This is a genomic window from Streptomyces sp. HUAS MG91 (genome assembly GCF_040529335.1).
Classification (GTDB): Bacteria; Actinomycetota; Actinomycetes; order Streptomycetales; family Streptomycetaceae; genus Streptomyces; species Streptomyces tabacisoli.
The window spans coordinates 7,146,220-7,172,849 of sequence record NZ_CP159534.1; the positions used below are offsets into that span (position 1 = coordinate 7,146,220).

General features: G+C 73.7%; 20 protein-coding genes and 2 tRNA genes. 18 read left to right on the forward strand and 4 right to left on the reverse strand.

Annotation, left to right across the window (positions count from 1 at the left end; genetic code table 11):
• Nucleotides 1–109: 109 nt before the first annotated feature.
• The 9 genes from ABII15_RS32340 (at nucleotide 110) to ABII15_RS32380 (ending at nucleotide 10,699) form a co-directional block, all read left to right on the forward strand.
• The gene (locus ABII15_RS32340) at nucleotides 110–1,645 is read left to right on the forward strand and encodes an aldehyde dehydrogenase family protein (RefSeq protein WP_353945820.1); all 1,536 of its coding nucleotides are present in this window, start codon (nucleotides 110–112) and stop codon (nucleotides 1,643–1,645) included.
• A gap of 216 nt (nucleotides 1,646–1,861) precedes the next feature.
• Nucleotides 1,862–1,946: transfer RNA gene (locus ABII15_RS32345), tRNA-Leu, on the forward strand.
• Nucleotides 1,947–2,119: 173 nt separating this feature from the next.
• A tRNA-Leu gene (locus tag ABII15_RS32350) sits at nucleotides 2,120–2,207 on the forward strand.
• A 197-nt stretch (nucleotides 2,208–2,404) separates the two neighbouring features.
• Nucleotides 2,405–4,036: an ABC transporter substrate-binding protein gene (locus tag ABII15_RS32355; protein ID WP_353945821.1), complete on the forward strand. Its 1,632-nt coding sequence runs from the start codon at nucleotides 2,405–2,407 to the stop codon at nucleotides 4,034–4,036.
• 110 nt (nucleotides 4,037–4,146) lie between these two features.
• Complete coding sequence (locus tag ABII15_RS32360; protein ID WP_353945822.1) at nucleotides 4,147–6,192, forward strand: alpha/beta fold hydrolase; 2,046 nt, start codon at nucleotides 4,147–4,149, stop codon at nucleotides 6,190–6,192.
• A complete protein-coding gene (locus ABII15_RS32365; RefSeq protein WP_353945823.1) occupies nucleotides 6,189–7,253 on the forward strand; it encodes an ABC transporter permease in 1,065 nt (354 codons plus the stop codon). Before ABII15_RS32360 ends, ABII15_RS32365 begins: the two co-directional genes overlap by 4 nt.
• Nucleotides 7,250–8,098, forward strand: coding sequence for an ABC transporter permease (locus tag ABII15_RS32370; protein WP_353945824.1), 849 nt, complete (start codon nucleotides 7,250–7,252; stop codon nucleotides 8,096–8,098). Before ABII15_RS32365 ends, ABII15_RS32370 begins: the two co-directional genes overlap by 4 nt.
• Nucleotides 8,098–10,020, forward strand: coding sequence for an ABC transporter ATP-binding protein (locus ABII15_RS32375; protein ID WP_353945825.1), 1,923 nt, complete (start codon nucleotides 8,098–8,100; stop codon nucleotides 10,018–10,020). The genes ABII15_RS32370 and ABII15_RS32375 overlap by 1 nt, the downstream gene beginning before the upstream one ends.
• Nucleotides 10,021–10,087: 67 nt before the next feature.
• Nucleotides 10,088–10,699: an XRE family transcriptional regulator gene (locus tag ABII15_RS32380; RefSeq protein WP_353945826.1), complete on the forward strand. Its 612-nt coding sequence runs from the start codon at nucleotides 10,088–10,090 to the stop codon at nucleotides 10,697–10,699.
• A 10-nt stretch (nucleotides 10,700–10,709) separates the two neighbouring features.
• On the opposite strand, the gene ABII15_RS32385 is transcribed toward ABII15_RS32380, so the two are convergent.
• Nucleotides 10,710–11,579: a sugar isomerase gene (locus tag ABII15_RS32385; protein WP_353945827.1), complete on the reverse strand. Its 870-nt coding sequence runs from the start codon at nucleotides 11,577–11,579 to the stop codon at nucleotides 10,710–10,712.
• Nucleotides 11,580–11,747: 168 nt separating this feature from the next.
• Here ABII15_RS32385 and ABII15_RS32390 point away from each other — a divergent pair, with 168 nt between their 5' ends.
• The 3 genes from ABII15_RS32390 to ABII15_RS32400 all read left to right on the forward strand — a co-directional run bounded on the left by ABII15_RS32390 (nucleotide 11,748) and on the right by ABII15_RS32400 (nucleotide 14,374).
• Nucleotides 11,748–12,941: a damage-control phosphatase ARMT1 family protein gene (locus ABII15_RS32390; protein ID WP_353945828.1), complete on the forward strand. Its 1,194-nt coding sequence runs from the start codon at nucleotides 11,748–11,750 to the stop codon at nucleotides 12,939–12,941.
• A 79-nt stretch (nucleotides 12,942–13,020) separates the two neighbouring features.
• Nucleotides 13,021–13,893 (forward strand): hypothetical protein, encoded by an 873-nt coding sequence (locus ABII15_RS32395; protein ID WP_353945829.1) that lies wholly within the window; start codon nucleotides 13,021–13,023, stop codon nucleotides 13,891–13,893.
• Between the two features lie 58 nt (nucleotides 13,894–13,951).
• Complete coding sequence (locus ABII15_RS32400) at nucleotides 13,952–14,374, forward strand: PPOX class F420-dependent oxidoreductase (protein WP_353945830.1); 423 nt, start codon at nucleotides 13,952–13,954, stop codon at nucleotides 14,372–14,374.
• 44 nt (nucleotides 14,375–14,418) lie between these two features.
• On the opposite strand, the gene ABII15_RS32405 is transcribed toward ABII15_RS32400, so the two are convergent.
• Nucleotides 14,419–15,474 carry a biotin/lipoate A/B protein ligase family protein gene (locus ABII15_RS32405; RefSeq protein ID WP_353945831.1) on the reverse strand — a complete coding sequence of 352 codons (1,056 nt, stop codon included), beginning with the start codon at nucleotides 15,472–15,474 and terminating at the stop codon, nucleotides 14,419–14,421.
• 261 nt (nucleotides 15,475–15,735) lie between these two features.
• Here ABII15_RS32405 and ABII15_RS32410 point away from each other — a divergent pair, with 261 nt between their 5' ends.
• The 5 genes from ABII15_RS32410 to ABII15_RS32430 all read left to right on the forward strand — a co-directional run bounded on the left by ABII15_RS32410 (nucleotide 15,736) and on the right by ABII15_RS32430 (nucleotide 22,378).
• A complete protein-coding gene (locus ABII15_RS32410) occupies nucleotides 15,736–16,794 on the forward strand; it encodes a LacI family DNA-binding transcriptional regulator (RefSeq protein WP_353945832.1) in 1,059 nt (352 codons plus the stop codon).
• 127 nt (nucleotides 16,795–16,921) lie between these two features.
• Nucleotides 16,922–18,223, forward strand: a complete 1,302-nt coding sequence (locus ABII15_RS32415) for an extracellular solute-binding protein (RefSeq protein ID WP_353945833.1) — start codon at nucleotides 16,922–16,924, stop codon at nucleotides 18,221–18,223.
• A 6-nt stretch (nucleotides 18,224–18,229) separates the two neighbouring features.
• Entirely contained in the window at nucleotides 18,230–19,225 is a 996-nt protein-coding gene (locus ABII15_RS32420; protein WP_353945834.1) for a sugar ABC transporter permease, read from the forward strand.
• A gap of 110 nt (nucleotides 19,226–19,335) precedes the next feature.
• Nucleotides 19,336–20,100, forward strand: a complete 765-nt coding sequence (locus ABII15_RS32425; protein WP_353947271.1) for a carbohydrate ABC transporter permease — start codon at nucleotides 19,336–19,338, stop codon at nucleotides 20,098–20,100.
• 49 nt (nucleotides 20,101–20,149) lie between these two features.
• On the forward strand, nucleotides 20,150–22,378 hold the full coding sequence (locus ABII15_RS32430) for a glycoside hydrolase family 3 N-terminal domain-containing protein (protein WP_353945835.1): 2,229 nt from the start codon (nucleotides 20,150–20,152) through the stop codon (nucleotides 22,376–22,378).
• A 129-nt stretch (nucleotides 22,379–22,507) separates the two neighbouring features.
• On the opposite strand, the gene ABII15_RS32435 is transcribed toward ABII15_RS32430, so the two are convergent.
• Both ABII15_RS32435 and ABII15_RS32440 read right to left on the reverse strand, forming a co-directional pair.
• Nucleotides 22,508–23,296, reverse strand: coding sequence for a helix-turn-helix transcriptional regulator (locus ABII15_RS32435; protein WP_353945836.1), 789 nt, complete (start codon nucleotides 23,294–23,296; stop codon nucleotides 22,508–22,510).
• Between the two features lie 243 nt (nucleotides 23,297–23,539).
• Nucleotides 23,540–25,714 (reverse strand): DEAD/DEAH box helicase, encoded by a 2,175-nt coding sequence (locus ABII15_RS32440; protein WP_353945837.1) that lies wholly within the window; start codon nucleotides 25,712–25,714, stop codon nucleotides 23,540–23,542.
• A 123-nt stretch (nucleotides 25,715–25,837) separates the two neighbouring features.
• On the opposite strand from ABII15_RS32440, the gene ABII15_RS32445 reads away from it, so the two are divergent.
• Nucleotides 25,838–26,578, forward strand: a complete 741-nt coding sequence (locus ABII15_RS32445; protein ID WP_353945838.1) for a Mut7-C RNAse domain-containing protein — start codon at nucleotides 25,838–25,840, stop codon at nucleotides 26,576–26,578.
• The last annotated feature ends 52 nt before the right edge of the window (nucleotides 26,579–26,630 follow it).

Here is a 26,630-nt window from a genome sequence, read left to right on the forward strand (position 1 = left end):
TACGGTCCTTGGCATACGGGAGGTGCCCAGCGGGCACCTCCCGTCCACAGCACCAACAGCCAGCAAGACGCCCGCCCCGACTGTGCACCGTGAGCGGAGACCGAACGCAATGGCAACCACCCTCAAAGCAGGAACGTCCTGGAACGACGCCTGGCAGCGCTGCCTCGGCGCGGCCCCCGAGGCCTTCCGCGACGACCGCGTCCTCAACCTCTGGAACGGCGACTGGCAGGCCGACGGCCGTACGCTGCCCGCCACCACCCCCGTCGACGGCAGCCCCATCGCAGGACCGCCCCGCCTCGACGCCGACACCGCCCACCAGGCCGTACGCGCCTCCCTCGACCAGCACCGCGCCTGGCGGCACGTCCCGCTGCCCGAACGCCGGGCCCGCGTCGCCGCCACCCTCGACGCCCTCACCCAGCACCGCGATCTGCTCGCCCTGCTCCTCGTCTGGGAGATCGGCAAGCCGTGGCGGCTCGCCCGGGCCGACGTGGACCGGGCCATCGACGGCGTGCGCTGGTACGTCGACGGCATCGACGAACTCCTCGGCGACCGTACGCCGTTGGCCGGACCGGTCTCCAACATCGCCAGTTGGAACTATCCGATGAGCGTGCTCGTTCACGCCATGCTGGTGCAGGCACTGGCAGGGAACGCGGTCATCGCCAAGACCCCGACCGACGGCGGCGTCTCCTGTCTGACCCTGGCCTGCGCCCTCGCCGCCCGCGAGGGCATCCCCGTCACCCTCGTCAGCGGCAGCGGCGGGCAGCTCTCCCAGGCGCTGGTGCGGGCGCCCGAGATCGGCTGCGTGTCCTTCGTCGGCGGGCGCGACACCGGCGCCGCCGTGGCCACGGCCGTCGCCGACCTCGGCAAGCGGCACATCCTCGAACAGGAAGGACTCAACACCTGGGGCATCTGGAACCACACGGACTGGGACGGGCTGACCGCCGCGATCCCCAAGCTCTTCGACTACGGCAAGCAACGCTGCACCGCCTACCCGCGCTTCGTCGTGCAGCGCGACGCCTTCGACGCGTTCCTCGCCGCGTACCTGCCCGCGGTGCGCACCCTGCGCGTCGGACACCCGCTCGCCGTCGAGGACGCCGGGGACCCCTACCCGCAGCTCGACTTCGGCCCGCTCATCAACGCGGCCAAGGCCAAGGAGCTCACCGATCAGGTCGGTGAGGCGATCGGCCGCGGCGCCGTTCCCCTGCACCGCGCCGTCGCCGACCCGGACCGCTTCCTGCCCGGCCAGGACACCAGCGCCTACGTCCACCCGGTCACGCTCCTCGCCCCGCCCCCGTCCTCACCGCTGCACCACGCCGAACCCTTCGGCCCGGTCGACACCATCGTCCTGGTCGACACCGAGGCGGAGCTGCTCGCTGCCATGAACGCGTCGAACGGCGCCCTGGTTGCGACCCTCTCCACCGACGACGAGGAGACCTACGAGCGGCTCGCCCCGCAGATCCGCGCCTTCAAGGTCGGCCACGGCAAACCCCGCTCACGCGGCGACCGGGACGAGCTGTTCGGCGGTTTCGGGGCGTCCTGGCGCGGCGCCTTCGTCGGCGGCGAGCTACTGGTGCGCGCCGTCACACAGGGACCGGAGGGGGAGCGGCTGCCCGGGAACTTCCCCGACTACCACCTGATGCCGTGACCACTCGGGCCTGCGCCTAGCGGCAGATCCGCCCACCGACGAAGAAACCCGAGGTCGAAGCCCCTTTCCGTACGTCGGCGCGTCCGCGCCGTCACACACGGTGAAGGGGCGGCGAGTGGGGTTCAGGTGGGCGGATACGCAGGTGAAGGCCACCCCGAAGTCTTGGTATTGTTGTCCATGTCGCCGCGGGCAACGCCTCGCGAGCGCCGACACCTTGTCCGGGTGGCGGAATGGCAGACGCGCTAGCTTGAGGTGCTAGTGCCCTTTATCGGGCGTGGGGGTTCAAGTCCCCCCTCGGACACACAGGGACCACGGAAGTGGTCGGGAGTGCCGATCGGAAGAGATTCCGGTCGGCACTTCGGCGTTTGCGCCGGCCTCTCGCCGGAGGGTGTTTACGCAGGTGAGAGGTGCTCCGAAGTCTTGGTATCGTTCTCCATGTCGCCGCGGGCAAGGCCCCGCGAGCGCAGACACCTTGTCCGGGTGGCGGAATGGCAGACGCGCTAGCTTGAGGTGCTAGTGCCCTTTATCGGGCGTGGGGGTTCAAGTCCCCCCTCGGACACCAGCAGCAGCATCAGTAGTACTCAGTAGTTCAAAAAGGCCCCGGCCGGGAGTGATCCCGGCCGGGGCCTTTTTGCTGTCCGCTCGCCCCTTGTGGGCCGATAAGCCGATCTTTGACATCCTCCAAGCCCTGCGTATACCGTCCACGCCCAGATGGGCTTGCGCAGTGGACGCGCGGGTCGGTGGCGATAGGTGGATACGGTGAACTCCGAGGCTGGCGGGCGGTTCAGCAGGCGTGGTGTGCTGCGGATGACGGGAGCGGGCGCCGGTGTGCTCGCCGCGTCCATGGTCATCTCCGCGTGTTCGCCGCAGCGCAAGGACGGTGGCGCCGGCGGGACGGCCGCCCGGGGCACCGACAAGCCGATCGAGACGCTCACCCTGGCGCTGCCCTCGTCGCTGTCCAGCCTCGACATCAGCCGTGAGGCCGGCATCCTCAACTACCTGGTGGCCGCGCTCGTCCAGGAGTCCCTGCTCGCGGTGAGCCCCACCGGCGAACTGGAGCCTGCGCTCGCCGAGTCCTGGAAGCAGCCCGATGCCAAGACGTACGTGTACACGCTGCGGACCGGCGCCACGTTCTCCGACGGCGCCGAGGTCACCACCGACGACGTCATCGCCTCCATCGAGGCCGCCCGCGCCGAGGGCAGCGCCCTCGCCTACGCCTGGGCGAACGTGGCCTCCGTGAAGGCCACCGGCGACCGCGAGATCACGATCGGGCTGAAGTCCGCGGACGCCGCGTTCGCCTGGACCCCGACGCCCGGCACCCTGCTCATCAGCAGCAAGGCGTTCCTCGCGAAGAACAAGGGCAAGGTCGGCACCGCCAAGACCCTGCTCCTGGGCACCGGCGCCTTCAAGGTGACGTCGTTCGTGCCCGACGACCACGTACAGCTGGAGCGCAACGACGCCTGGTGGGGCAGCGCCCCGTCGGCGCGGTCGCTGAAACTGTCGTTCGTCCCCGACGCGGGCACCCGCCTCGTGGCCATGAAGTCCGGCTCCGTCGACGGCGCCCTGAACCTGCCCTCCGACGAGGCCCGCAGCTGGGAGTCCACGGCTGAGGTCACGTACACCGGTGACCGTTCCGTCGTCGCGCTGGCCTTCGACACGGCCAAGGCGCCCTTCGACGACGTCCACGTGCGCCGCGCGTTCGCGTACGCCGCCGACCGCTCCGGCATGGTCCGCGGCATCCTGCACGGCAAGGCCGAGGTCGCCTCGACGCTCGTGTCCCCGCAGATGTGGGGCGACCTGCTCGACGAGGGCAAGGTCAAGCGCGGCTACGCGGCACTGCCCGCCTTCGACCACAGCATCAAGGCCGCCAAGGCGGAGCTGGCGAAGTCCCGGCACAAGGACGGCTTCAGTCTCGACCTCTCGTACCCCAACAGCGGCCCGCAGCTCGGCAAGGCGGCCCTCGCCCTCGCCGACGCGCTGGGGGAACTGGGCATCACGCTCAAGGTCAAGGAGGTCACCCTGGAGCAGTGGATCGCCGACCTCGTGCCGGGCAAGAAGCCGCTCCAGTTCCTGTGGTACTTCCCGGTGACCGGCGACCCGGCCGAGCTGACGGACTCCTACCTCGCGAGCGCGGCCTCGGCCACGAACCTGCCGCACTACAAGAACGCCGACGTCGACGACGCGCTGGCCCGCGCCAAGACCGAGACCGACAAGGCCGAGCGCGGCCGCCTGCTGCTCGGCGCGCTCCAGGACGCGGCGGCCGACCTGCCGTACCTGCCGCTGTGGTGGGCGCAGACCGCCACGGCGCTCGCGAAGGAGTACGTCCTGGAGGAGCCCGGGGCGTTCGCCCTCGTCGGCCCCTGGGCGGCCCGCGTCAAGAAGACCGCCTGACCGACGGGACCGTCGACCGTCCCCCCGACTGCGTGTGCCGGGTGCCGCACCCCCTCACCCCTCCGGCACCCGGCACACGCGCCCCGCCCGGCACCACGAACGGAACGAGCATGCACCGCCCCGCCCCCTCTCCCGCCCCCGAACGGCCCGCGGCAGCCACGGTGCGGCGCGTCCTGGAAGCGGTGCTCGGCCTCGACCATCCGCTGGAGGCGCGGCCGAGCCCCGACGGGCGGCGGGTGGCCGTGACCGTCGGCGGACCCGGGGGAACGCACGTGCACCTCGTGGACACCGACGGCCGCGCGGCGGGCGGCAGCCGCGCCGGACAACTGCCGCGCTGGCTGCCCGACTCCCGCACCCTGCTGCTCGTCACCGAACCGGAGCCCGGCACCGCCGCCCTGCCCGCGCTGATCCTCTGGGACACCGTCGACGGCCGTACGAAGACGCTCACTTCGATCCCCGGCGAGACCGAGGACCTGCTCGTCGCCGACGACGGTAGCGAGGTGCTGCTGCTGGTCGCCGACGACGGCGCCGAGCGCGACGGCATGCACCTCGGGCTGCCGGTGCGGCTTGGCCCGGACCCCGCCCCCGAGTCCTTCCGGCCCGACGCCGGGCGCCGCCGCCTGCTGCACGGCACGCTGCCCGCACACCCGGAGACCGTCGTGCTCCGCGAAGCGGGCCCGACCGGCCTCACCGTGTGGAACGTCGCCTGGCGCGGCGGCACCCACGCGGTCGCGACCGCCTCCCGGGAGAACCTGCCGAGCGGCTACTACCGGGCCCGGCTCGTCCACCTGGACCTCACCGACGGCAGCGCCCGCACCCTCTACACCCCCCAGGGACAGTTGGCCGCGCCCGCCCTGACCCCGGACGGCCGGCGCGCCCTCGTCGTCGAGGGCATCTCCATCGTCGCCGGCCGGCCCGTCCTCGTGGACATCGGCGACGGCACCGTCACCCGCGCCACCGCCGCCGAGGATGCCACCTGGCTGTTGCCCGACCCGGACGCCCCGGACCGGCTGCTGCTCGCGGGCTGGGCGGGCACCGGCAGCCGGATCGCGCGCGTCCGCCTCGATCCCGGCGCCGACGGCGGCGCCGAGGTCACGACCGTGTGGCAGGACCAAGCGGTGCTCGGCGGGCCCGCCTTCCAGCCCGCGCTGGCCCTCAGCGCCGACGGCTCGCTCGCCGCGGCCGTCCTCGACGCCCCCGGCCGGCCGCCCCAGGCCGTCGTGGCGCCCACCGCCGGTCCCGACGCCTGGTCCTGGCGCCCCGTCACCGCGCTCAACCCGGACGCCGCCGCCCGCGCCGCACTCGCCCCGGTCCGCACCCGCGAGACCTTCTGGACCTCGGCCGACGGCCGCCCCGTGCACGGCCTGCTGCTCGACGCGCCCGACGCCCCGGCCCCCGGCGGCGACCGGTCCGGACTTCGCCCCCTGGCCGTCCTGGTGCACGGCGGCCCGTCCTGGCAGTGGTCCGCCGGACACGCGCCCGGCGACGTCCTCGGCCTCGCCCCCGCGCTCGCCGCCGCGGGCTGGCTGGTGCTGCTGCCCAACGTGCGCGGCAGCAGCGGCTACGGACTCGACCACGCCCTCGGCGTCTTCGGCGACTTCGGCCGCGGTGACCTCGACGACCTGCTCACCGGCGTCGCCGCCGTCGTCGGGCGGGGTGAGGCCGCACCCGGCCGGGCCGCCGTGCTCGGCCACAGCTACGGCGGTTTCCTCACCGCCGTGGCGGCCGCCCACAGCGACGTCTTCCGCGCCGCCGTCGTGGTCTCCGCCCCGACCGACTGGCTCAGCTTCGCCCACACCTCGAACATCGGCGGCGGCTACGAGCACACCTACGGCGTCGGCGACGCCCGGACGCCCGAGGGCCGCGCCGCGCTCGTCGCGAACTCACCCGTCTTCCGCCCGGCCCCCGACATCCCCGTCCTGGTGCTGCACGGCGAACGCGACCGGGTCACCCCCGTCTCCCAGGCCCACGAGCTGTACCGGTCCTGGAGCCGGGACGGCACGGCCCCGGTGGAACTGCACGTCTACCCCGGCGAGGGCCACGAGTTCACCGACCCCGCGCACCTCCTCGACGCGGCGGCCCGCGCCGAGGCCTGGCTCGCCCGCCACGTCGTCGGCGAGGACGCCGCACACCCCCCGAAGGACCGGACCCCGTGACCGCAGAACTCCCCGCCACCGGCGCGCCGTTCGACGGCACGCCCGTGCCCGCGCCCCGGCTGCGCGACCGGCTCGGCACGGCGCTGCCCTGGCGCTACGTGACACGGCGGCTCGCCGGGACCGCGGCGCTGCTCGCCGTGCTGTCCGTGGCCGTCTTCGCCCTGGTGCGGCTCGCGCCCGGCGACCCGGCCCGCACCCTGCTCGGCGCCCGCGGCGCCACCCCGGACGCGCTGGCCGCCGTACGCGCCAGGTACCGCCTCGACGAACCGCTGGCCGCGCAGTACGGACACTGGCTGCTCGACGCCGTCCGCGGTGACCTCGGGGTCTCCATCCGCACCGGCGCGGACGTCACCGCGGTGCTCGGCGACCGGCTCGCGCTCACCGTCGAACTCGTCCTGCTGGGCTTCGCGGTGGCGCTCCTGGTCGGACTTCCCCTCGGGGTGCTCGCCGGTCTGCGCGCCCGCCGCACGAGCGACCGGGTGGCGCAGAGCCTCGGGGTGGTGGCGCTGTCCACCCCCGCGTTCGCCGGGGGACTGGTCCTCATCTACGTGTTCTCGCTGCTGCTTGGCTGGTTCCCCGCCTACGGCACCGGCGACGGCGGCGCGGGCGACCGGCTGCTCCACCTCGTCCTGCCCGCCGTCACCCTGGGCCTCGCCGTGACCGGCGTGCTGCTCAAACTGACCCGCGCCGCGGTGATCCGCGAACTCGCCCGGGAACACGTGACCTTCGCGCGCGCCCGCGGCGTCCCCACCCGCACCGTGCTCACCCGCTACGTCCTGCGCGGCACCGTCGTGCCCGTCACCACCGGCATCGGCCTGGTCCTCGCCTATCTGCTGGCGGGCACCGTCATGGTCGAGCAGGTCTACGCCCTGCCGGGCCTCGGACAACTGCTCGTGTCCTCGGTGACGTTCCGGGACGTGCCGGTCGTCCAGGCCGAGGCGCTGCTGATCGCCGCGCTGATCTGTCTGGCCAACCTCGCGACCGATCTCCTCCACCCGTTGGCCGACCCGCGGCTGCGCCCCGCACAGACGGCGCCCCGCCGCGCGAAGAGGCAGGCATGACCACCGACACGCTCACCGAAGCCCCCCGCACCCCCGGCCGCCGCCGGTTCGCGCCGCTCACCCTCGTGTGCACGGCCGTCGCCCTGCTGCTCGCCGTCGCCGCGATCGCCGGCCAGTGGATCTTCCCCAACTACGCGGCGCAGGACCTGCTGACCGGTGCCGCCATGCCGGGCGGCGGGCACCTGCTCGGCACCGACGAACTCGGCCGCGACATCGCCCAGATGGTCGTCGCGGGCGCCCGCTCCACGCTCGCCGGGGCCGCCCTCGTCGCCCTCGGATCCATGCTCATCGGCAATGTCCTCGGCCTGACCGCCGGATATCTCGGCGGCCTCACCGACGTCCTCGTACGCCGCTGGGCCGACCTGCTCCTCGCCCTGCCCGCCCTGCTGGTCACCCTGGTCGTGGCGGGCATCGGCGGCGGAGGCTACGGGCTGGCCGTCGGCGTCCTGGTCGTGCTCACCTCGCCGGGCGACGTCCGCCTCGTACGGTCGGCGGTCCTCGAACAGCGCCACCGCGCGTACGTGGAGGCCGCCGAGACGCTCGGACTGTCCCGCGTCACCGTGATGGTCCGGCACATCTGGCCCAACGTGCTGCCGGTGGTCGTCGCCAACACCATGCTGAACTTCGCCGGCGCCATCGTCGCCCTGTCGTCCCTGTCCTTCCTCGGCCTCGGCGTGCCGCCCGGCGCCCCCGACTGGGGCCGGATGCTCGCCGAGAACCGCACGCTGCTCTACGACAACCCGTCCGCCGCGCTCGCCCCCGCGCTCGCGATCGTCGTCTCCGCCGTCGTGCTCAACCTGCTCGGCGACCGGCTCTTCGAAATCTTCTCCGACCGGAGGTCCTGATGTCTCAGCTGTCCGAGGCGACGGGCCTCGACCGGCCCGCGACCGCCGACGGCGCGTTGCTCGACGTCACCGGCCTGCGCGTGGTCGCCACCGCCGGATCCGGCGACCCCGTCACCCTCCTCGACGGGATCGACCTGCGCGTCGGGCCCGGCGAGAGCGTCGCCGTCGTCGGCGAGTCCGGCAGCGGCAAGTCCCTCACCACCCGCGCCGTGGTCGGCCTGCTCCCCGAGGGCACCACCGTCGCGGGCGGCGGCGTACGGCTGGGCGGCGAGGAGGTCCTGCACCTTCCCGAGCGGGCCCGGCACGCGCTGCGCGGCCGCCGCGTCACCCTCCTCATGCAGGACCCGTTCACGATGCTGCACCCGCAGCTGACCTGCGGCCGGCAGATCACCGACGGGCTCCGCCCCGACCTGCCCGCCCTCGCCGGAGCCGGCGGCCGCCGGGCCCGGCGCGCGGCCCGGCGCGCCGAGGTCGCCGCGCGCCTGGCCGAGGTGGGCCTCGGCCCCGAGACCGCCGACCGCTACCCGCACGAACTGTCCGGCGGCATGCGCCAGCGCGTCGCCGCCGCGGCCGCCCTGGCCGGCGACCCCGAACTGCTCATCGCCGACGAACCCACCACCGCCCTCGACGCCGCCAACCAGCAGGCCGTCCTCGACCTGCTGCGCGGCCTCCAGCGCGACCGGGGCATGGGCCTGGTCCTCATCACCCACGACCTGCGGGTCGCCTTCTCCTCCTGCGACCGGGTCTACGTCCTGTACGCGGGCGCCGTCCTGGAGCAGGGCCGCTCCGCCGAACTCGGCGCGAACCCCCGGCACCCGTACACCCAGGGCCTGCTGCTCGCCGAGCCGTCCGTGCGGGAGCGCCACGACCGGCTGCCCGTCATCCCGGGCTCCGTGCCCGCCCCCGGCGGCCGCGGCCCCGGCTGCCCCTTCGCCGACCGCTGCGCCCACGCGGCCGACGTCTGCCGGACCACCCCGGCGCGGCTGCGGCCCGAGGAGCCGGGCAGCCGGCAGACCGCCTGTGTCCGCGCCGCCGAACTCGGCGACCGGCTCGGCGCACCCCGCCCGCCCGCCGCGGCCCGCCCGCAGGAGAGCGCCGGCACACCCGACGACGCCACCCCGGCCCTGCGGCTCCAGGGCGTGCACCGCGTCTTCGGCTCCGGAGCACAACGGCACACCGCCGTACGCGACGTGTCGCTGAGCGTGCCGCGCGGCCGGGTCACCGCCCTGGTCGGCGAGTCCGGATCGGGCAAGACCACCCTGGCCAGGATCGCCGTCGGCCTGGAGACCTTCTCCGAGGGCGGCGTCGAGGTCGCGGGCGTCCCGCTCACCCCCGGCCGCCGCCCGGCGGGCGCGGAACGGGCCGCGCTCGCCGCCCGGACGCAGATCGTCTTCCAGGACCCGTACTCCTCCCTCAACCCGCTGCGCACCGTCGGCGCCACCCTGCGCGAGGCACTGTCCGCCGCGGGCCGCCTCGACGCGCCCGGCCGCCGCGCCCGCGCCGAGCAGGCCGCCGCCCTGGTCGCCGAACTCCTCACCCAGGTCGGCCTGCCCGCCCACTACGCCGACCGCAGACCGGGCGTGCTCTCCGGCGGCGAACGCCAACGCGTCGCCGTCGCACGGGCGTTGGCCGTCCGGCCGGAGCTGCTGATCTGCGACGAGGCGGTCGCCGCGCTGGATGTGTCGGTGCAGGCCCAACTCCTCAACCTGCTGGCCGACCTGCGCCGCACGGAAGGGTTCGCGGTGCTGTTCATCACCCACGACCTCGGCGTGGTCCGGCAGATCGCCGACGACGTCGCCGTGATGTACCGCGGGGAGCTCGTCGAGCAGGGACCGGCCGCCGAGGTCCTCGACCGGCCCCGCCACGACTGGACCCGCAGGATGCTCGCCGCCGCCGGGACCGGCGCCCTGCCGACCCCCTAGACTTGCGCTGACCAGCGCATGTCCCCTGTACAGCCCCGGCGTGCAGGCCAGTTGCCGAGGAGAAACGGTGCCCACGGTTCCCACGACGCCCGCCGTCCCCGCCCAGGCGGCGGGCACCCCGTCGGCCGCCGCGCCCGACGGAGCGCGGGACGCCCTGTCGGTGAACCTCAACAGGCGCCGCCTCGCCGGAGGTTGGAGCCTGCGCGAGCTGTCGGCCGCGACCGGCGTCAGCAAGGGCCTGCTCTCCCAGATCGAGCGCGCCGAGGCCAATCCGACCCTGGACGTGCTGCACCGCGTCGCCTCCGCGCTGGGCACCGATCCGGCGGAACTGCTGCGCCGCTCCCTGCTGCCCCCGCACATCGTGCGGGCGGACGAACTCGACGAGCCGGACGGCGAGACGAGCGTGAACCTCCTGTTCGCCACCCCCGGCCACGGCCGCACCGAGATCTACCGCTCCCGCCTCCACCCGCACTCGCAGAGCCAGCTCAGCACGCACGGCGCCGGTTCCGTGGAGTACGTGATGGTGGTGTCCGGCCGGGTGGACCTGGTGGTCGACGACGTGCGTTATCAACTGGTGGCCGGGGACAGCGCCCGCTTCGACGCGCGCGTCGCCCACTTCTACTCGACGCAGGACGTCCCGGCCGTCACCCACAGCATCGTGGGCTACCCGATGAGCTGACGCCGCCGGCTCATGTCGCGGGCCGCGCCACCCCGGCGACCGCGAGCCGCTGCACCCGTACCAGTTCGGCCAGCGGGTCGCGGGCGGACGACACCAGCGTGCCGCCCGCCTCGCGCACCGCCTGGGCGAGCCGCTCGGGCACGTCGCCGAACACCCAGGTCACCTCCGCCTGCCGCTGTCCCGGCTCGGCGGGCCGCGGACGGTACTCCGGCTCCTGGTAGGCCTGCGCCCAGGTGCCCGCGTTGTCCCGCATCAGCTGGGCCGCCGCCTCCGCTATGCCGTAGGTCCAGCCGGAGCCGAGGAACGTGAACTGCTGCGCCCCGAGCAGCACTTGGGGCAGCGACTCCTCGATCGCCTCGTAGGCGTCGTCGGTGGCGTCGTCCAGGTTCTCGCCCAGATGCGCGCGCAGCAGCGCGAGCACCGTCGTGGGGAAGAGGGTGGCGACCGCCTCCCGCGGCTCGTCCGCGAAGTCCAGGCGCAGCGTGTGATCGGCGATGCCGGGCGCGTCCGCCGACGCGGTGATGGCGACGCTGGGCACGCTGTCGTGCACCTTGCCGAGCAGCCGCTGCATCACCGGCGCCGTGCCGGTGCGGGTGAGCGCCACGATCCGGTCGTACTCGCGGCCGTACAGGAACGCCGACGCGCTGAACGCGTCCGTCTCGCCGTGCCCCTCCGCCTCGCGCAGCGCCGCGTACGCCTGCGCCATCGCGTACGACGCCCCGGATCCGACGACCGCGACCCGCTCGCCGCGCCGGGGCAGCACCGCCCGGTGCCTCTCGGCCAGTTCCGCGGCGCGCGTCCAGCAGTCCGGCTGCCCCTCCACTCCGTGCGCGGCCGACGGCACGGCCGCCTGCGTGTCACGGGCACTTTCCCTGTTCATGGCCCCCCCGGGCTGTCCAGCGCAACTCACTCACCTGCGCGTTCTCTCCCAGGACGGTACTCGACGCGACCCGGGACGTCCGTCGCGGGCCCGCTCCGGGCCCGCGCGGGGCACCGCACGTAGCATCGGCGTTCCACCGCCCAGCAGGACGACGTACGACGAGGCCGCATGCTGTCCGACCCTGCCCCCGACGCCCCCGTCATCGTGAGCGACGAGCCCGGCTCGTTTCCGCGCGGCGTGTTTCTCGACCGGCACCCGGCGCTGATCCGCCGGATGCTCGACGCCTTCCCGTACCCGCCCGAGCAACGGGACGCCCTGGCCGCGCTGCTGCGCGAGAGCACCGGGGGAGTGATCGCGCCCCTCGCCGCCGACGCGCCCGGACGGGAGCGGTGGGACGCCTGGGGCCTGCCGGAGCACGTCGGCCGGTCCTGGCTCCAGGCGCCGTTCCTGTGGGCCGAGAGCTTCTTCTACCGCAGACTCCTCGACGCCGTCGGCTGGTTCGGCCCGGGACCGTGGCAGGGCGTCGACCCGTTCCGCCCCTTCAAACTGGCCGACCTGGACACCACCGAGGCCGACGAGGAGCGCGCCGCCCTGGACCGGCTCGCCACGCGTCCCGTCGACGAACAGGCGGCGGCGCTGCTGCACGGCTCCCTGTGGGGCAACCGCGCCGACCTCGGCTTCCGCATGGGAGCCGGGCAGCCCGCGGACGGCAGGACCGGCTCGCCCGTGATCGTGGACGACTCCGACGCCCTGTGGCGGCTGCTGCCCGCAGGGGCGCCCAGCACGGTGTACCTGGTCGCCGACAACGCCGGCCGCGAACTCGTCCCCGATCTGCTGCTCGCCGACCACCTGCTGCGCCACGGCCGCGCCGCCCGCGTCGTCCTGCACGTCAAGCCGCACCCGTACTACGTATCCGACGCCACGACCGCCGACGTGCTCGACGCGCTGCGCCATCTGACCGCGTCCACCGCGCACCGTGCCGCGCACGCGGCGGGCACCCGGCTGTGGACGGCGCTGGGCGACGGAGTCCTGGAGGTGCGCGCCCACCCGTTCTCCTGCGCGCCGCTGCCCTACGCGGACATGCCCGACGACCTGCGCGCGGACTTCTCCCGCGCCACGGTCACCCTCCTCAAGGGCGACCTGAACTACCGCCGTCTGGTGGGCGACCGGCTCTGGCCCGCGACCACGCCGTTCGCCGCGCGCACCGCGTACTTCCCCGGCCCGGTGGCCGCGCTGCGCACCCTGAAGTCGCAGGTGATCGTCGGCCTCGACGCACGTACGGAACATGCGCTCGACGCGTCGGCCCCGGACTGCGCCTGGCGCACGGCCGGGACGCACGCCGTGATCCAGGTCCGCCCGTGACGGGCCGAACGTTCCCGCTCGCTCCCGCGTCCCAGGGCGGGACGGCGCACCGGGCGCCGTGCGGGAGGGTGGTACGAGGATGCGCAACACTCTGCGCCGGGCGGTCCCGGCCGCCGTCGGGCTGCTGGCGCTCACGGCGTGCGGCACCGAGGTGCCCGACGGGCTGATCGTGACGAAGCCGTCGGCGGCGCCCGCGACCGCGTACAGCGGGCCGCTGAAGGCGAGAACACCCGAACGGTTCGCCGGGGACGGCCCGTTGGAGGGCGGCGGCGCGGCCCTGCTGACGCTGGAGTGCGCGGGCCGGCCGCACGACGCGGGATCGGTCGCCGACGAGGGGCCGGGGGACGAGGGAGCGGGGTCGGCGGCCGAGGCGCTGGCCCGGCAGGCGGCGGACGGATCCGAGGAGATGCCCGACCGCGGCTACCGCGTGGAGGCCCGTACCGGGCACCGTGTCCTGTACTCGTACGACGTCGCTGGCCGCACCCGGGCGGCCGTGATCGTGGCCGAGGACCGGCGCGGCTGGTTCGCGGAGACGTACGCGGGGTGCGACCCGTCGGAGTTCCGGGCCCGTGAGCGGGACCGGCTGTCGATCCTGATGTGGCAGGACACGCGGGGGAGGGCCGTGTCCACCGCGAAGGCCGTCGGCTGGATGGGCGCCGAGCACTGCGACTGGCAGTCGGTGGAGTTCGTGACCCTCGACCGCGGCGACGACGGACAGTGGCGCGGGCGGCAGTACCTGCGCGACCCCGAGGGCGTGCTGGCCGACCTCGACGGGCTCTCGTCGACGTACGCGAAGGACGTGCCGCTGCCCGCCGACGCCGTCGACACCGGCTACCGCCGGGCCGGCCGGGAACTGTGGCTGGCGCGGGACAGGTCGCACGCCTACGTGCGCGACGCCGACGGTGCCGTGGAGCGCTGGCCGGGGAGGAAGGAGCCGGTGGGCTGCAAGTAGTGGGTCGGAGGTTTACGGTCGAGGTGCACGTCGATCAACTCGCAGGACAGGAGAGACCGTGTCCAAGCCCCCGCTGCCCGCCGACGCCGTCACCATGCTGACCCGGCCCAACCCCTGCACCGTCACCACGTTGCGCTCCGACGGCGCGCCCGTCTCCACCGCGACCTGGTACCTGTGGGAGGACGGCAGGGTCCTGCTCAACATGGACGAGGGCCGGGTGCGGCTGAACCATCTGCGCCGGGACCCGCGGCTCACCCTCACCGTCCTCGACAAGGACGACTGGTACACGCACGTCAGCCTCATCGGGCGGGCGGTGGAGCTGCGCCCCGACGAGGGCCTGGCGGACATCGACCGGATCGCCCGGCACTACACGGGCGGCCCCTACCCGGACCGGGTGCGCAGCCGGGTCACCGCGGTCATGGAGATCGAGCGGTGGCACGGGTGGGGGACGTTCCGCGACAGCGACCAGGCCTCGACGTAGCCCCGGCGCGGTCCTGGGGCGTGTGAGGACTTTCGACACACGCCCTAGGGCACCCGCGCCGTCCACTCCGGGGTGCCGAACTTGGTGCGGACCAGTTCCTCGGCCCGCGCCAGCTCGGCCCCGGTGACCTCGCCGTCGGTCAGCCCGTACCGGCCCCGGAAGGAGTCGATCATGCGGGCGATGACCTCCTCGCGCGGCAGTCCCGTCTGCCGGCGCAGGGGGTCGACCCGCTTCTTCGCGCTCTTCGTGCCCTTGTCGGAGAGCTTCTCGCGGCCGATGCGCAGCACCTCGACCATCTTGTCCGCGTCGATGTCGTAGGACATGGTCACGTGGTGCAGCACCGCGCCCCGGCCGGCGGCGACGCGCTTCTGGGCGGCGCCCGCGACCTTGCCGACGTCCGTCGCGATGTCGTTCAGCGGCTGGTACCAGGCCTTGATGCCCATGTCCGCGAGCGCGCCGAGCACCCAGTCGTCGAGATAGGCGTAACTGTCCTGGAAGGACAGCCCGGAGACCAGCGACTCGGGCACGGCCAGCGAGTACGTGATCGTGGACTTCGGCTCGGCGAACATCGCGCCGCCGCCCGAGATCCGGCGCACGACCTCGACCCCGTGCCGTGCCACGCCCTCCTGGTCCACCTCGTTGCGCAGCGACTGGAAGCTGCCGATGATCACCGCCGGGCGGTCCCACTCCCACACCCGCAGCGTCGGCGGGCGGTGCCCGAGCGCGACCTGCTCGACCATCACCTCGTCCAGGGCCATGTGCAGCACTGGGGACTGCGGGGCGTCGTGGATCAGCTGCCAGTCGAAGTCCCGCCAGTCCGTGGCGCGGGCGAGCGCGCGGCGCACGGCGGTGGCGACGCCCTCCGTGGTCAGGCCGAGCATGACCGTCCCCGCGGGCAGCGCCGCGTCGATCCGGGCGGCCAGCGCCGCCGTGTCCGCGTCGGCCGGGGCGCCCTCCAGCGCGGCGTCGATCGCGGGCAGCGCCTCGTCGGGCTCCAGGAAGAAGTCACCGGCGACCCGCACGTCGCTCAGGACGCCGTCGGCCACCTCCACATCGACCACGACCAGCTTGCCGCCGGGGATCTTGTACTCGCCGTGCACTGTGGGCCGCCTTCCACCGCGGGATTCTCTGATATCGGGCAACGCTATCCGGAAGCCGGACATTCCGGCGCCGGAGGGCGGGCCGGTGCGTTCCGGTGCCCCCGTGAGCACCGCACGGTGGCGCGTCGTCGCAGCCGAGAAGTTTCGGAATTCTTCCGGTAGCGTCGCCGCGACCCGAACCGCTCGCCGGTGGCGTGTCCTACGGTTTCCGCAAGGGGCCCGGAGATCTTCCGGGCGGAGTTGTCGACGGAGGTGGGGAACGTGGCCGGGGAAGGCGCCCAGCGCAGGACAGCCACGCAGCGCCCGGACGGGCCGGCCAAGGTGACGATCACCGATATCGCACGGGAGGCCGGGGTGTCGGTGCCCACCGTCTCCCGTGTCGTGAACGGACGCTCCGACGTCTCGCCCGCCACCCGGGCCCGCGTCGAGGACCTGCTGCACCGGCACGGCTACCGGCGCCGCCCGCCCGCTCCCGGCGACCGCGCCGCCCTGCTCGACCTGGTCTTCAACGACCTGGACAGCCCGTGGGCGGTCGAGATCATCCGGGGCGTCGAGGAGGTCGCGCACGAGCAGGGCGTGGGCACGGTCGTCTCCGCGATCCACGACCGGGCGGGCGACGCGCGTCAATGGATGACCAATCTGCGGGCCCGCGCCTCGGACGGCGTGATCCTCGTGACGTCCGTGCTCGCGCCGGGGCTGCACGACGAACTGCGGCGCCTGGGCGTGCCGTTGGTGGTGATCGATCCGGCCGGGTCGCCCACCTCGGAGATGCCGACGATCGGCGCGACCAACTGGGCGGGCGGCATGGCCGCGACCGAGCATCTGCTGGCGCTCGGACACCGCCGGATCGGGTTCATCGCGGGCCCGCCGCGGCTGCTGTGCTCACGGGCCCGGCTCGACGGCTACCGCGCCGCGCTCGACGCGGCCGGCGTCCCGGTGGACGACGGGCTGATCGTGCCCGGCGACTTCTACCACGAGTCCGGGTTCACCGGCGCCGACCACCTGCTCGATCTGGCCGAACCGCCCACCGCGGTCTTCGCGTCCAGCGACCAGATGGCGCTCGGCGCGATCGAGGCGCTGCGCCGGCGCGGTCTGCGCGTGCCGGAGGACATGAGCGTCGTCGGCTTCGACGACCTGCCGGAGGTCCGCTGGTCGTCACCGCCGCTCACCACCGTCCGCCAACCCCTGTCCGACATGGGCAAGTTGGCGGCCCGCGCCGTCCTCGACCTGGCGCGCTCCGTCGAACCCGCCTCGCCGCGCGTGGAGCTGGCGACGGAACTCGTGGTCAGGGCCAGTACGGCGGCGCCGCGCACGGTCTGAGTCGCGGTTTCCACCACCGGGGGTGTCAACAACCCGTTTTGTTAAGGGCGTTGACACCCCCGACGCATGCCCGTAACTTCCGTGGCCATGTCCCGATAATTTTCGGATCACTTCCGGAAGGTGTGCCATGTCAGCCTCGGATGTTTCCCGTTTCTCCCGCCGCCGCTTCCTCGGCGCGGTCTCCGTCGCCGGACTCGGCACCGCCGTGCTCACGGCCTGCGGCGGATCCGACTCCGGGAGCACGGACAGCAAGGGCAGGACCGTCTTCGAGTGGTGGCACATCCAGACGAGCGAACCCGGCAAGAGCCTGTGGGCCGAGCAGGCCAAGGCGTTCGAGAAGGCGCACCCGGACATCCGGGTCAAGATCGTGGCGCTGGAGAACGACGCGTTCAAGTCGAAGGTGACCGCGCTGACGGGGTCGGGCAAACTGCCCGATCTGTACAACACCTGGGGCGGCGGCGTGCTGAAGCAGCAGGTGGACGCCGGCCTTGTCGAGGACATAACAGAGCAGGTCAAGGGCTGGATCGACGAGCTGGTCCCCGCGTCCCGCAAGGCCTACGAGTTCGACGGCCGGACCTACGCCGTTCCGAACGACATCGGCGCCGTCGGCTTCTGGTACAACAAGGCGCTCTTCAAGAGAGTGAAGATCCAGGCTCCGCCCGCCACTTGGTCCGAGCTTCTCGACGCGGTCGAGAAGCTCAAGGCCGCCGGGATCACGCCGATCGCCCTCGGCGGCAAGGAGAAGTGGCCCGGGATGTACTACTGGGCGTATCTGGCGATCCGGCTCGCGGGCATCGACGGCATGCAGAAGGCCGCCGACGCCAAGGACTTCACCGGCGCCGCGTTCGTCAAGGCGGGCGAGCACCTCAAGGAGCTCGTCGACCTCGGCCCGTTCCAGAAGGGCTTCCTCGGCGCCGCGTACTCCGGGCCCACCGGACAGGCCGCCACCATGGGCAACGCCAAGGCGGCGATGGAGCTGATGGGCCAGTGGGCGCCCCGCGAGGAGGCAGCCCAGGGCAAGGGCCTCGGCGACGACCTCGGCTTCTTCCCGTTCCCCGCCGTCGACGGCGGCCCGGGCAAGTCCACCGACGTGTTCGGCGGAGGCGGCGGCTACGCGGTGCGCAAGGGCGGGCCCAAGGAGGCCGTCGAGTTCCTCAAGTTCTTCGTCGGCGCCGAGGCCAACCGCAAGGAGGTCGAGGGCGGGGTGCTCCCCGTGAACAAGGCCGCCCAGGACGCGCTCGACGACCCCAACCTCAAGGCCGTACTCGACCTGCTCAACAAGTCGACCGGCTTCCAGCTCTACCTCGACCAGGCCTACCCGCCGGCCGTCGGCCAGGAGGTCAACGACTCGGTGGCCGCCCTCATCGCGGGCTCCAAGTCCCCGGAACAGGTGACCCGTTCCATCACCCAGGTCGCCAAGAGCCAGTAGATGACCATGACTTCCTCGCTCCGGACCGACGACCCGCGCCCCGCCGTGCGCACGGAGCCGCCGGGCGGCCAGGAGGGGAACCGGCGGCCCCTGGCACGCCGGGCGCGCGACTGGCTGACCGCCTTCCTCTTCACCGTCCCCGGCCTGCTGCTCTTCGCCGTCTTCGTGATCGTCCCGATCCTGTACGCGGGATACGTCTCCCTGTTCAACTGGGGCGGATTCGGTTCGCCCTCGGACTTCGTGGGCCTGGACAACTTCAGCCGCCTCTTCCAGGACCCGGTCTTCCTCGGCGACCTGTGGCGCGGACTGCTCCTGGTCCTGCTCTCGCTCGGCCTGCAACTGCCGTTCGCGCTCGCCATGGCCGTGCTCCTCAACCAGAAACTGCGCGGCCGCGCCGTCTACCGGATGCTGTTCTTCGCCCCGTACGTGCTCTCCGAGGTCATCACCGGCGTCCTGTTCAGCATGATCTTCGCGCCGGACAGCGGGCTCGCCGACAAGGTGCTCGGCTCGGTCGGCCTCGACGGGGCGGGCGGCCTGTGGTTCTCCGGCCAGAACACCGTCATGGCCACCCTCTTCCTGGTCATGACCTGGAAGTACTTCGGCTTCCACATGATGCTCTACCTGGCGGGCCTGCAAGGCGTCCCGCCCGAACTCACCGAGGCAGCCCGCATCGACGGCGCGAACGCCTGGCAGCGCTTCCGGCACGTCACCCTGCCGCTGCTCGGCCCCACGCTCAGGATGAGCGTCTTCCTCTCCGTGATCGGCGCGATCCAGCTCTTCGACCTGGTCTGGGTGGCCACCCAGGGCGGGCCCGACCACCACTCCGAGACGATGGCGGTCACCATGTTCCAGTTCGGCTTCAAGCGCTACCAGATGGGATACGCCAGCGCGATCTCCCTCGTCATGTTCCTCATCAGCCTCGTCTTCGCGCTCTTCTACCAGCGCTATGTGCTGCGCCGCGACACCGAGGGCGCCCTCACCACCATGCGAGGCGCCCGATGACGGCCCCCACGGCACCCGGGACGACGATCATCACGGCGCGGGCCGCCGCACGCCGGCGCAGACTGCGCTCGCTCCCGCTGTACGTGACCGTATGGGTGATCGGCATCGCCATGATCACGCCGCTGCTCTACGCGCTCGTCTCCGGCTTCAAGTCCACCGACCAGCTCTCCGCGAACACCTTCGGCCTGCCCTCGCCGTGGGTGGTCCACAACTACACGTCGATCCTCCAGGACAGCGCGTTCTGGCGCGCGCTCGGCTCGTCGACGCTGATCGCCGTGGGCACCACCGCCCTGACGGTCGCCGTGGCGGCCCTCGCCGCGTTCGCCCTCGCCCGGTTCGCCTTCCGGGGACGCGAGTTCCTCTTCACCCTGTTCACCGTCGGCCTGATGTTCCCGTTCGCCGTCGCGATCCTGCCGCTGTTCGTGCTGCTGCGCACCTTCGGCCTGCTCGACAACCCGTGGGGCGTGATCCTGCCGCAGGCCGCGTTCGGCCTGCCCATGACCATCGTCATCCTCCGCAACTTCTTCCGGGAGATCCCCGGCGAACTGGAGGAGGCGGCCACCCTCGACGGCTGCTCGGCGTTCGGCTTCTTCTGGCGGATCCTGCTGCCGATGGCCCGGCCCGCGCTCGGCACCGTCTCCGTCCTGGCCGTCGTGACCAGCTGGAACAACTTCCTGCTGCCGCTGCTGGTGTTCAGCGAACCCACCTGGTGGACGATCCCCGTCGGCGTCCAGCAGTTCCAGGGCCAGTACTCGGCCGACACCGCCCGCGTCTTCGCGTACCTCGTCCTGTCCATGGTGCCCGCGCTCGCCTTCTACGCCGTCGCCGAACGGCAGTTGATCGGCGGCATCACACTGGGCGCGACCAAGGGCTGACCCCGCCGTCGACCGCTGTCTTCCGCACCCCCCGTACCTGAGGAGTTCCATGGCCGAGCCCTGGCAGGACACCGCACTGCCCGCCCACGTCCGGGCGGCGGACCTGCTCGCCCGGATGACCCCCGAGGAGAAGGCCGCCCAGCTGTCCAGCGTGTGGCTCGGCACCGAACCGGACGGCGGCGCCGTCGAGGTCGCGCCCGGACAGCACGCCTACGCCGACCGCAGTGCCGTCCTCGACCGACTGCTGCCGTACGGGCTCGGGCACCTGACCCGCCCCTTCGGCACCGTGCCCGTCGAACCGGCCGAGGGCGCCGCCCGCCTCGCCGCGCTCCAGCGTACGATCCGCGCCGGCAACCGCTTCGCCCTCCCCGCCCTCGCCCACGAGGAGTGCCTCACCGGATTCACCGCCTGGCAGGCCACCGTCTTCCCGACCCCGCTGGCCTGGGGCGCCACCTTCGACCCGGCCCTGGTCACCGACATGGCGCAGGCGATCGGTACGTCGATGCGCCATGTCGGCATCCACCAGGGCCTCGCCCCCGTCCTCGACGTCGTACGGGATCCACGCTGGGGCCGCACCGAGGAGTCCATCGGCGAGGACCCCTACCTCGTCGGCACCATCGGCACCGCCTACGTCCGCGGTCTGGAGGCCGCCGGCATCGTCGCCACCCTCAAGCACTTCGCCGCCTACTCGGCCTCCCGCGCCGCCCGCAACCACGCGCCCGCCTCGGTCGGGCCCCGCGAACTCGCCGATGTGCTGCTGCCGCCGTTCGAGATGGCGGTCCGCGACGGCGGCGCCCGGTCCGTGATGCCCGCCTACAACGACATCGACGGCGTCCCGGGACACGCCAACACCGAACTGCTCACCCGACTCCTGCGCGAGACCTGGCAGTTCACCGGCACGGTCGTCTCCGACTACTTCGGCCTGTCGTTCCTGGAGTCCGCCCACCGGATCGCGGAGTCCGCGACCGACGCCGCCCGGCTCGGCCTCGCGGCAGGGGTGGACGTGGAACTGCCCGCCGCACGCTGCGTCGACGTCACCGACCGGCCCGCCGACGCGCTCCTCGACCGGGCCGCCCTGCGCGTCCTGACCCAGAAGTGCGAACTCGGCCTCCTCGACCCGGACTGGGAACCGGTCACCGGCGACACCCCCGTCGACCTGAACCCGCCGCACATGCGGGACCTGGCCCGGCGCCTCGCCGAGGAGTCGGTGGTGCTGCTCGCCAACGACGCGGGCGTCCTGCCGCTGCCCGCCGCCCCGCGCCTCGCCCTCGTCGGCCCGCTCGCCGGTGAGCAGGCGGCGATGCTCGGCTGCTACACGTTCCCCCGGCACGTCGGCGTCCACCACCCCGAACTCCCCCCGGGCGTCGACGTGCCGACCCTCGCCGAGGCGCTGCGCGCGGAGCTGCCCGGCGCCGTGTTCGTCACCGACCCCGCGGACGCGGACATCTGCCTCGCCGTGGTCGGCGACCGCTCGGGCCTGTTCGGGCGCGGCTCGTCGGGGGAGGGCTGCGACGCGGCCGACCTCGAACTGCCCTACGGACAGGGGGACATCGTCGACGGGGCCCTCGCCTCCGGGACGCCCACGGTCCTCGTCGTGCTCAGCGGCCGTCCCTACGCGCTCGGCCGCTGGGCGGGCCGGGCCGCCGCCGTCGTCCAGGCGTTCTTCCCCGGCCAGGAGGGCGGCGCCGCCGTCGCCGGCGTCCTGAGCGGCCGCGTCGAGCCCTCCGGGCGGCTCCCCGTCGGCGTACCGCGCCATCCCGGCGGGCAGCCCGCCCCGTATCTGGCACCGCCCCTCGGCCGGCACGGCGACCCCAGCACCGTCGATCCCACGCCGCTCCACCCCTTCGGCCACGGCCTGTCCTACACGACGTTCAGCTGGGACGCCCCGCACTGCGACAGCCCCGAACTGGCCACCGACGGCGAGACGACGCTCCGCCTCACCGTCCGCAACACCGGCGACCGGCCCGGCACCGAGGTCGTCCAGCTCTATCTGCACGACCCCGTCGGCACCGTCGCCCGCCCCGAGGTCCGGCTCGTCGGCTACGCCCGGGTGCCGCTGGACGCCGGGGCGAGCGCCGAGGTACAGGCCACCTTCCCGGCCGACCTCGCCGCGTACACCGGCGCCGACGGCCGCCGCACCGTCGAACCCGGGGCCCTCGAACTACGCGTTTCCGCCTCCGCGGAGCAGGTCCACCACACCGTGCCGCTCACCCTGACGGGGCCCGTGCGCGAGGTGGGGCACGACCGTCGGATGCGGTGCGAGATACGCGTCAAGTAGCACCGGTACCCCTGAGGCTGGGCTTCGCGCGGCTTCCCCTGGGCGAGCTGAGCTCGCTTCAGGGGCGCGGGGAACTGCGCGAGAAGCGGCCACCGGCCCTCGGGCGAACGACACACCGGAAATCCCCGATCAACGGGGCGCCGGGCTCTGGATGAGATGCGCCGCGTGATGCACGATCAACTGCAACCCCCCGGGCAGCCGCGACGTCGTCACCAGAACCGACGCCTCACCGTACGACGGATGCCGCAGCCGCCGCGCCGACGCCTCGGCCGGCAGCCGGGGCGAACGCGAACGCCACAGCCGGGCCCCCAGCGGATCGGCGGCGATCCGTCCGGCGAGCGCCTGCAGCGGCGCGTCGGCCGGGATCTGGGCGAGGGCACCGCGCACCCGGGCGACGGCGTCCGCGCGCACGTCGTCGATGTCGGCGAACCGCCGCTCCGCGCGCTCGGTGAGCAGCCACAGCACCAGATTGCGCTCCCCGTCCGGCGCCTTGGCGGGGTCGGTGAAGAGCCGCGCCACCGACGCGTTCGCCGCCAGCAGGTTCCACGCGTGGTCCGTGATCAGTGCCGGGTTGGGCTCCATCAGGTCGATGTGGGCCAGCTCCTCGATGCTGGGCCGGCGCCGCTCCACGAGGTCGTACGGGGTGACGTCCGGCTCCGACGCGAGCAGCAGGAAGGTCTCCCGCGGCTGCCCGGTCAGGCCGAGACCGCCCGCCACGCGCTTGAGAGCGCCGAGGTCGATGCCGTGCCCCGCGCCCTCCTCCAGCGCGCTGTACCGGTGCTCCGCCAGGCCCGTGGCGCGCGCCGCCTGCTCCACCGTCAGGCCCAGGGTCTGTCTCCGGCGCGTCAACAGACCGCTCAGCTGCGCGGCACGCACGTCGTCACGGTGCGTGATCCCGTGCCCTCGGTCGGATGCCATTCTGCTCCCCCTCGTCAGCGCTGCCGTACGGGCAGGTGGTGCGGATGCGGACATGGGTGATGATGCGGACCGGCGGCGTCCCGGTTCATCATCACGGGCAGTTATCACTCGTAAGAGGTGCCGGAGGCGTGGCCGTTCGGGGAACGGGGCGTGAACTGGGCCGTCGGCCGCGGGCTGTTGTGCGCCGGAGCGCGTCGCGCCCCGCAAGCGACAGCGGAGCGTGAGTGTGAGTGTGAGCCGAGGCTAGGTCTCGTCGCGGACGCCGAGGCGGGCCCGCTCCTCCGCGACGATCCGGCGGGCCAGTTCGGCGTCCGACACGTCGAACGCGTCCGGGCTCGCCTCCGCCGTGGCGCTGCGCCGGGCGTACGCGTCGAACAGCCGGTCCTTCGTGGTGAGGATCCGCACCATGCGCTCGTCGACACCGCCCGGCGCGAGCAGCCGGTGCACCCGGACCGAGCGGACCTGGCCGATCCGGTGCGCCCGGGCCACGGCCTGGTGCTCCAGGGTCGGCTTGATCTGCGGCTCGCACAGGATCACCACGGACGCGGCCTGGATGTTGAGCCCGATGCCCGCCGCCTGGATCTGCGCCACCAGCACGGCTGGCCCCTGCGCGGCCGAGAACGCGTCGACGAGCGCCTGCCGCCGGGCGGGCGGCACGCCGCCGGTGAGCGGGCCGAACACCGGCCCGCCGCCGCGGGGTTCGGGGCCCTTCGAGTCCAAGGCGTCGTGCACCGCGTCCAGGACATCGCGGAAGTAGGAGAACACCACCACCTTCGAGCCGTTCTCGCCCGCCTCCCGCACGAGGTCGCGCAGCCGCTGGAGCTTGGCGGACCCCTCCGGGTGGGCGTAGGCGGCGCGGCGCATCGCCATGAAGTTCCCCGCGGCCACCGCCTCGCGGTAGGCCCGCTCGTCCGACGCGCTCAGCTCCTCCCACTCGTCGGTGTGCTGGAGACTGGGCAGCTCGGTCAGTACGTCGTCCTGGTTGCGGCGCAGATAGACGGGCGCGACCGCGGTACGGAAGGCCACCGATCCGGCGAGCCCGGCCTCGGTGTCGAGCCGGTCCGCGAGACCGGGGTCCAGCATCCGCACCAGGCTGCGGAACTCCGTGACCCGGTTCTCCATCGGGGTGCCCGTCATCAGCAGGACCCGCTCGCAGCGTGCCGCCCACTCGGCGACCGCCTGCGCGCGCAGGGTCCGCGGGTTCTTCACGGCGTGCGCCTCGTCGACGACCAGCATGCCGAGCTCGCCGCCGCCGGGCGCGGGGAAGCCGCGCAGCGCGTCGAAGGTGGTGACGGCGACACCGCCGCGCCCCTTCCAGTCGGCGAACGCGTCCTGCCGCCCCGGCCCGTGCAGCGGGACGGCCCGCAGCCGGCTGCGGGTCTCGATCTCCCGCGTCCAGTTGACGAGGACCCCGGCCGGGCACACGACCATGAAGTGGCTCTGCCCCTCGGCGGCGAGGTGGGTGAGCACGGCGAGCGCCTGGACGGTCTTGCCCAGGCCCATCTCGTCGCCGAGGACCACCCGGCGCCGGGCGAGCGCGAAGCGCGCGCCGAACGTCTGGTAGCCGCGCAGCGACACCCGCAGGCCGGTGTCGGTGAGCTGCTGCGCGCGCACCGCGTCGGCGATCCCGGCGGGCAGGAACCCCTCGGCGGCGGCCGTGTCCGGGGCCTGCCCGGCGATCTCCCCGAGCACCCCGTAGTACTCGGCGGCGCGCAGTTCGAAGTCGACCCAGGCGGCGGCCTCGGACGCGGGCCCGCGCAGCAGGTCCACGGACGCCTGGGCCAGCAGCTCGCCGGTACCCGCCCGGGCCGCCTCCTCGGCGATCCCGCGCACCTCGGCCACGGCCGCCAGCGCCCGGGTCCGCCCGTCCCGTCCCGCGACCAGCATCCGCAGCCGCCCGGCGACGGGCCGGGCCGTCTCCAGGAGCGGGCCGAGCCGTCGGGCGAGGGTGCCGGCCGCGGTCACGGCCCGCCGCCCGTCCGGGCCCGCCGCCACCAGGACGCGCAGGGCGGCGACCAGCGCCGTCGTGCGCGGCTCGGGCCGGTCCACGTCGATGTGCACGGCGGTGCTCTCGCGCACGGCGTCCGCGAGGCGCCGCGCCGCGCCCAGGAGATGGGTCGACGTCACCTGTCCGACGCCGGGGATCTGCTGGAGCCGCCCCGGCCCGGCGTCGAGCACCTGCCGCACCGTGCGCAGCCCGCTCCGTTCGACCGGGTCGAGCCGCAGCCTGCCCTCGGTCGCCTCCTGGAGCCGGGAGACCGGCATCGCGTCGAGGGTCTGCGTCACCTCGTCGTCGAGGAGCGGCGCCAGCGCCTCGCGTGCGGCCCGCACCGCCCGCTCGTGATCGTCCAGCAGCGACCGCGCTGCCTCGTGCAGCCGGACGCCACCCGCGACCACCTCCCGCTCCGCGCGCCCCATCGGCCCGGCTCCTCTCCCTCGGCCCCGCATCCTCTCACCGGGCGCGCGGGACCGCCGCCGTACCGGGAGCGCCCTCGGCGGACGGGTCCGCGACACCATCGGTCTCCGTGACATTCTGTGCCGATGAACGGTCCGGAGATCCACGTCCACGTCGCCCCCGAACTGGGACTTTTCGTGCCCCGGTCCTTCCGCGACGGCGCATGGGCGCCGCTCGCCGTCGACGGAGTCTCCACGCTCGGCCACGTCGTCGAGTCGCTCGGAGTGCCGCTCACCGAGGTCGGCGCGCTCCTCGTGGACGGCGCCGAAGCCGCCGCCGCGCACATCCCGGCGGCGGGGGAGCGGGTCGAGGTGCGTGCCGTGACCCGGCCGCAGGAGGTGCCCGGCGCGCCGCTCCGCTTCCTCCTCGACGTCCACCTCGGCACCCTCGCCCGCCGCATGCGGCTGCTCGGCGTCGACACCGCGTACGAGGCCGTCGACATCGGCGACCCGGCCCTCGCCGCCCGCTCCGCCGCCGAACGGCGGGTCCTGCTCAGCCGGGACCGGGGCCTGCTGCGCCGCCGCGAGCTGTGGGCGGGCGGCTACGTCTACAGCGACCGGCCCGACGACCAACTCCGTGACGTCCTCGGCAGGTTCGCGCCCGAACTCCGGCCCTGGACGCGCTGCGCCGCCTGCAACGGCACCCTGTCCGAGGCCCGCAAGGAGGACGTCGCCGACCGGCTCCAGGGCGGCACCCGGGCCGGCTACGACGTCTTCGCGCAGTGCGACCGGTGCGCGCGGGTGTACTGGCGCGGCGCCCACCACGACCGCCTGGAAACCGTGGTGGCAGCGGCGATGGCCGAGTTCGGGCCGTCAACCAGTCTGTAGATCAAGCGAGTTGGGATTCCGGCGCCGCACGGCGGGCCTCTTGCGGGCGCCG

Excerpts from the sequence above, each read along its gene's own strand:
- ABII15_RS32340 (WP_353945820.1), top strand. The coding sequence starts at position 110 with ATGGCAACCACCCTCAAAGCAGGAACGTCCTGGAACGACGCCTGGCAG.
- ABII15_RS32360 (WP_353945822.1), top strand. The coding sequence starts at position 4,147 with ATGCACCGCCCCGCCCCCTCTCCCGCCCCCGAACGGCCCGCGGCAGCC.
- ABII15_RS32370 (WP_353945824.1), top strand. The coding sequence starts at position 7,250 with ATGACCACCGACACGCTCACCGAAGCCCCCCGCACCCCCGGCCGCCGC.
- ABII15_RS32375 (WP_353945825.1), top strand. The coding sequence starts at position 8,098 with ATGTCTCAGCTGTCCGAGGCGACGGGCCTCGACCGGCCCGCGACCGCC.
- ABII15_RS32385 (WP_353945827.1), bottom strand. The coding sequence starts at position 11,579 with ATGAACAGGGAAAGTGCCCGTGACACGCAGGCGGCCGTGCCGTCGGCC.
- ABII15_RS32390 (WP_353945828.1), top strand. The coding sequence starts at position 11,748 with ATGCTGTCCGACCCTGCCCCCGACGCCCCCGTCATCGTGAGCGACGAG.
- ABII15_RS32395 (WP_353945829.1), top strand. The coding sequence starts at position 13,021 with ATGCGCAACACTCTGCGCCGGGCGGTCCCGGCCGCCGTCGGGCTGCTG.
- ABII15_RS32415 (WP_353945833.1), top strand. The coding sequence starts at position 16,922 with ATGTCAGCCTCGGATGTTTCCCGTTTCTCCCGCCGCCGCTTCCTCGGC.
- ABII15_RS32420 (WP_353945834.1), top strand. The coding sequence starts at position 18,230 with ATGACTTCCTCGCTCCGGACCGACGACCCGCGCCCCGCCGTGCGCACG.
- ABII15_RS32425 (WP_353947271.1), top strand. The coding sequence starts at position 19,336 with ATGATCACGCCGCTGCTCTACGCGCTCGTCTCCGGCTTCAAGTCCACC.
- ABII15_RS32430 (WP_353945835.1), top strand. The coding sequence starts at position 20,150 with ATGGCCGAGCCCTGGCAGGACACCGCACTGCCCGCCCACGTCCGGGCG.
- ABII15_RS32435 (WP_353945836.1), bottom strand. The coding sequence starts at position 23,296 with ATGGCATCCGACCGAGGGCACGGGATCACGCACCGTGACGACGTGCGT.
- ABII15_RS32440 (WP_353945837.1), bottom strand. The coding sequence starts at position 25,714 with ATGGGGCGCGCGGAGCGGGAGGTGGTCGCGGGTGGCGTCCGGCTGCAC.
- ABII15_RS32445 (WP_353945838.1), top strand. The coding sequence starts at position 25,838 with ATGAACGGTCCGGAGATCCACGTCCACGTCGCCCCCGAACTGGGACTT.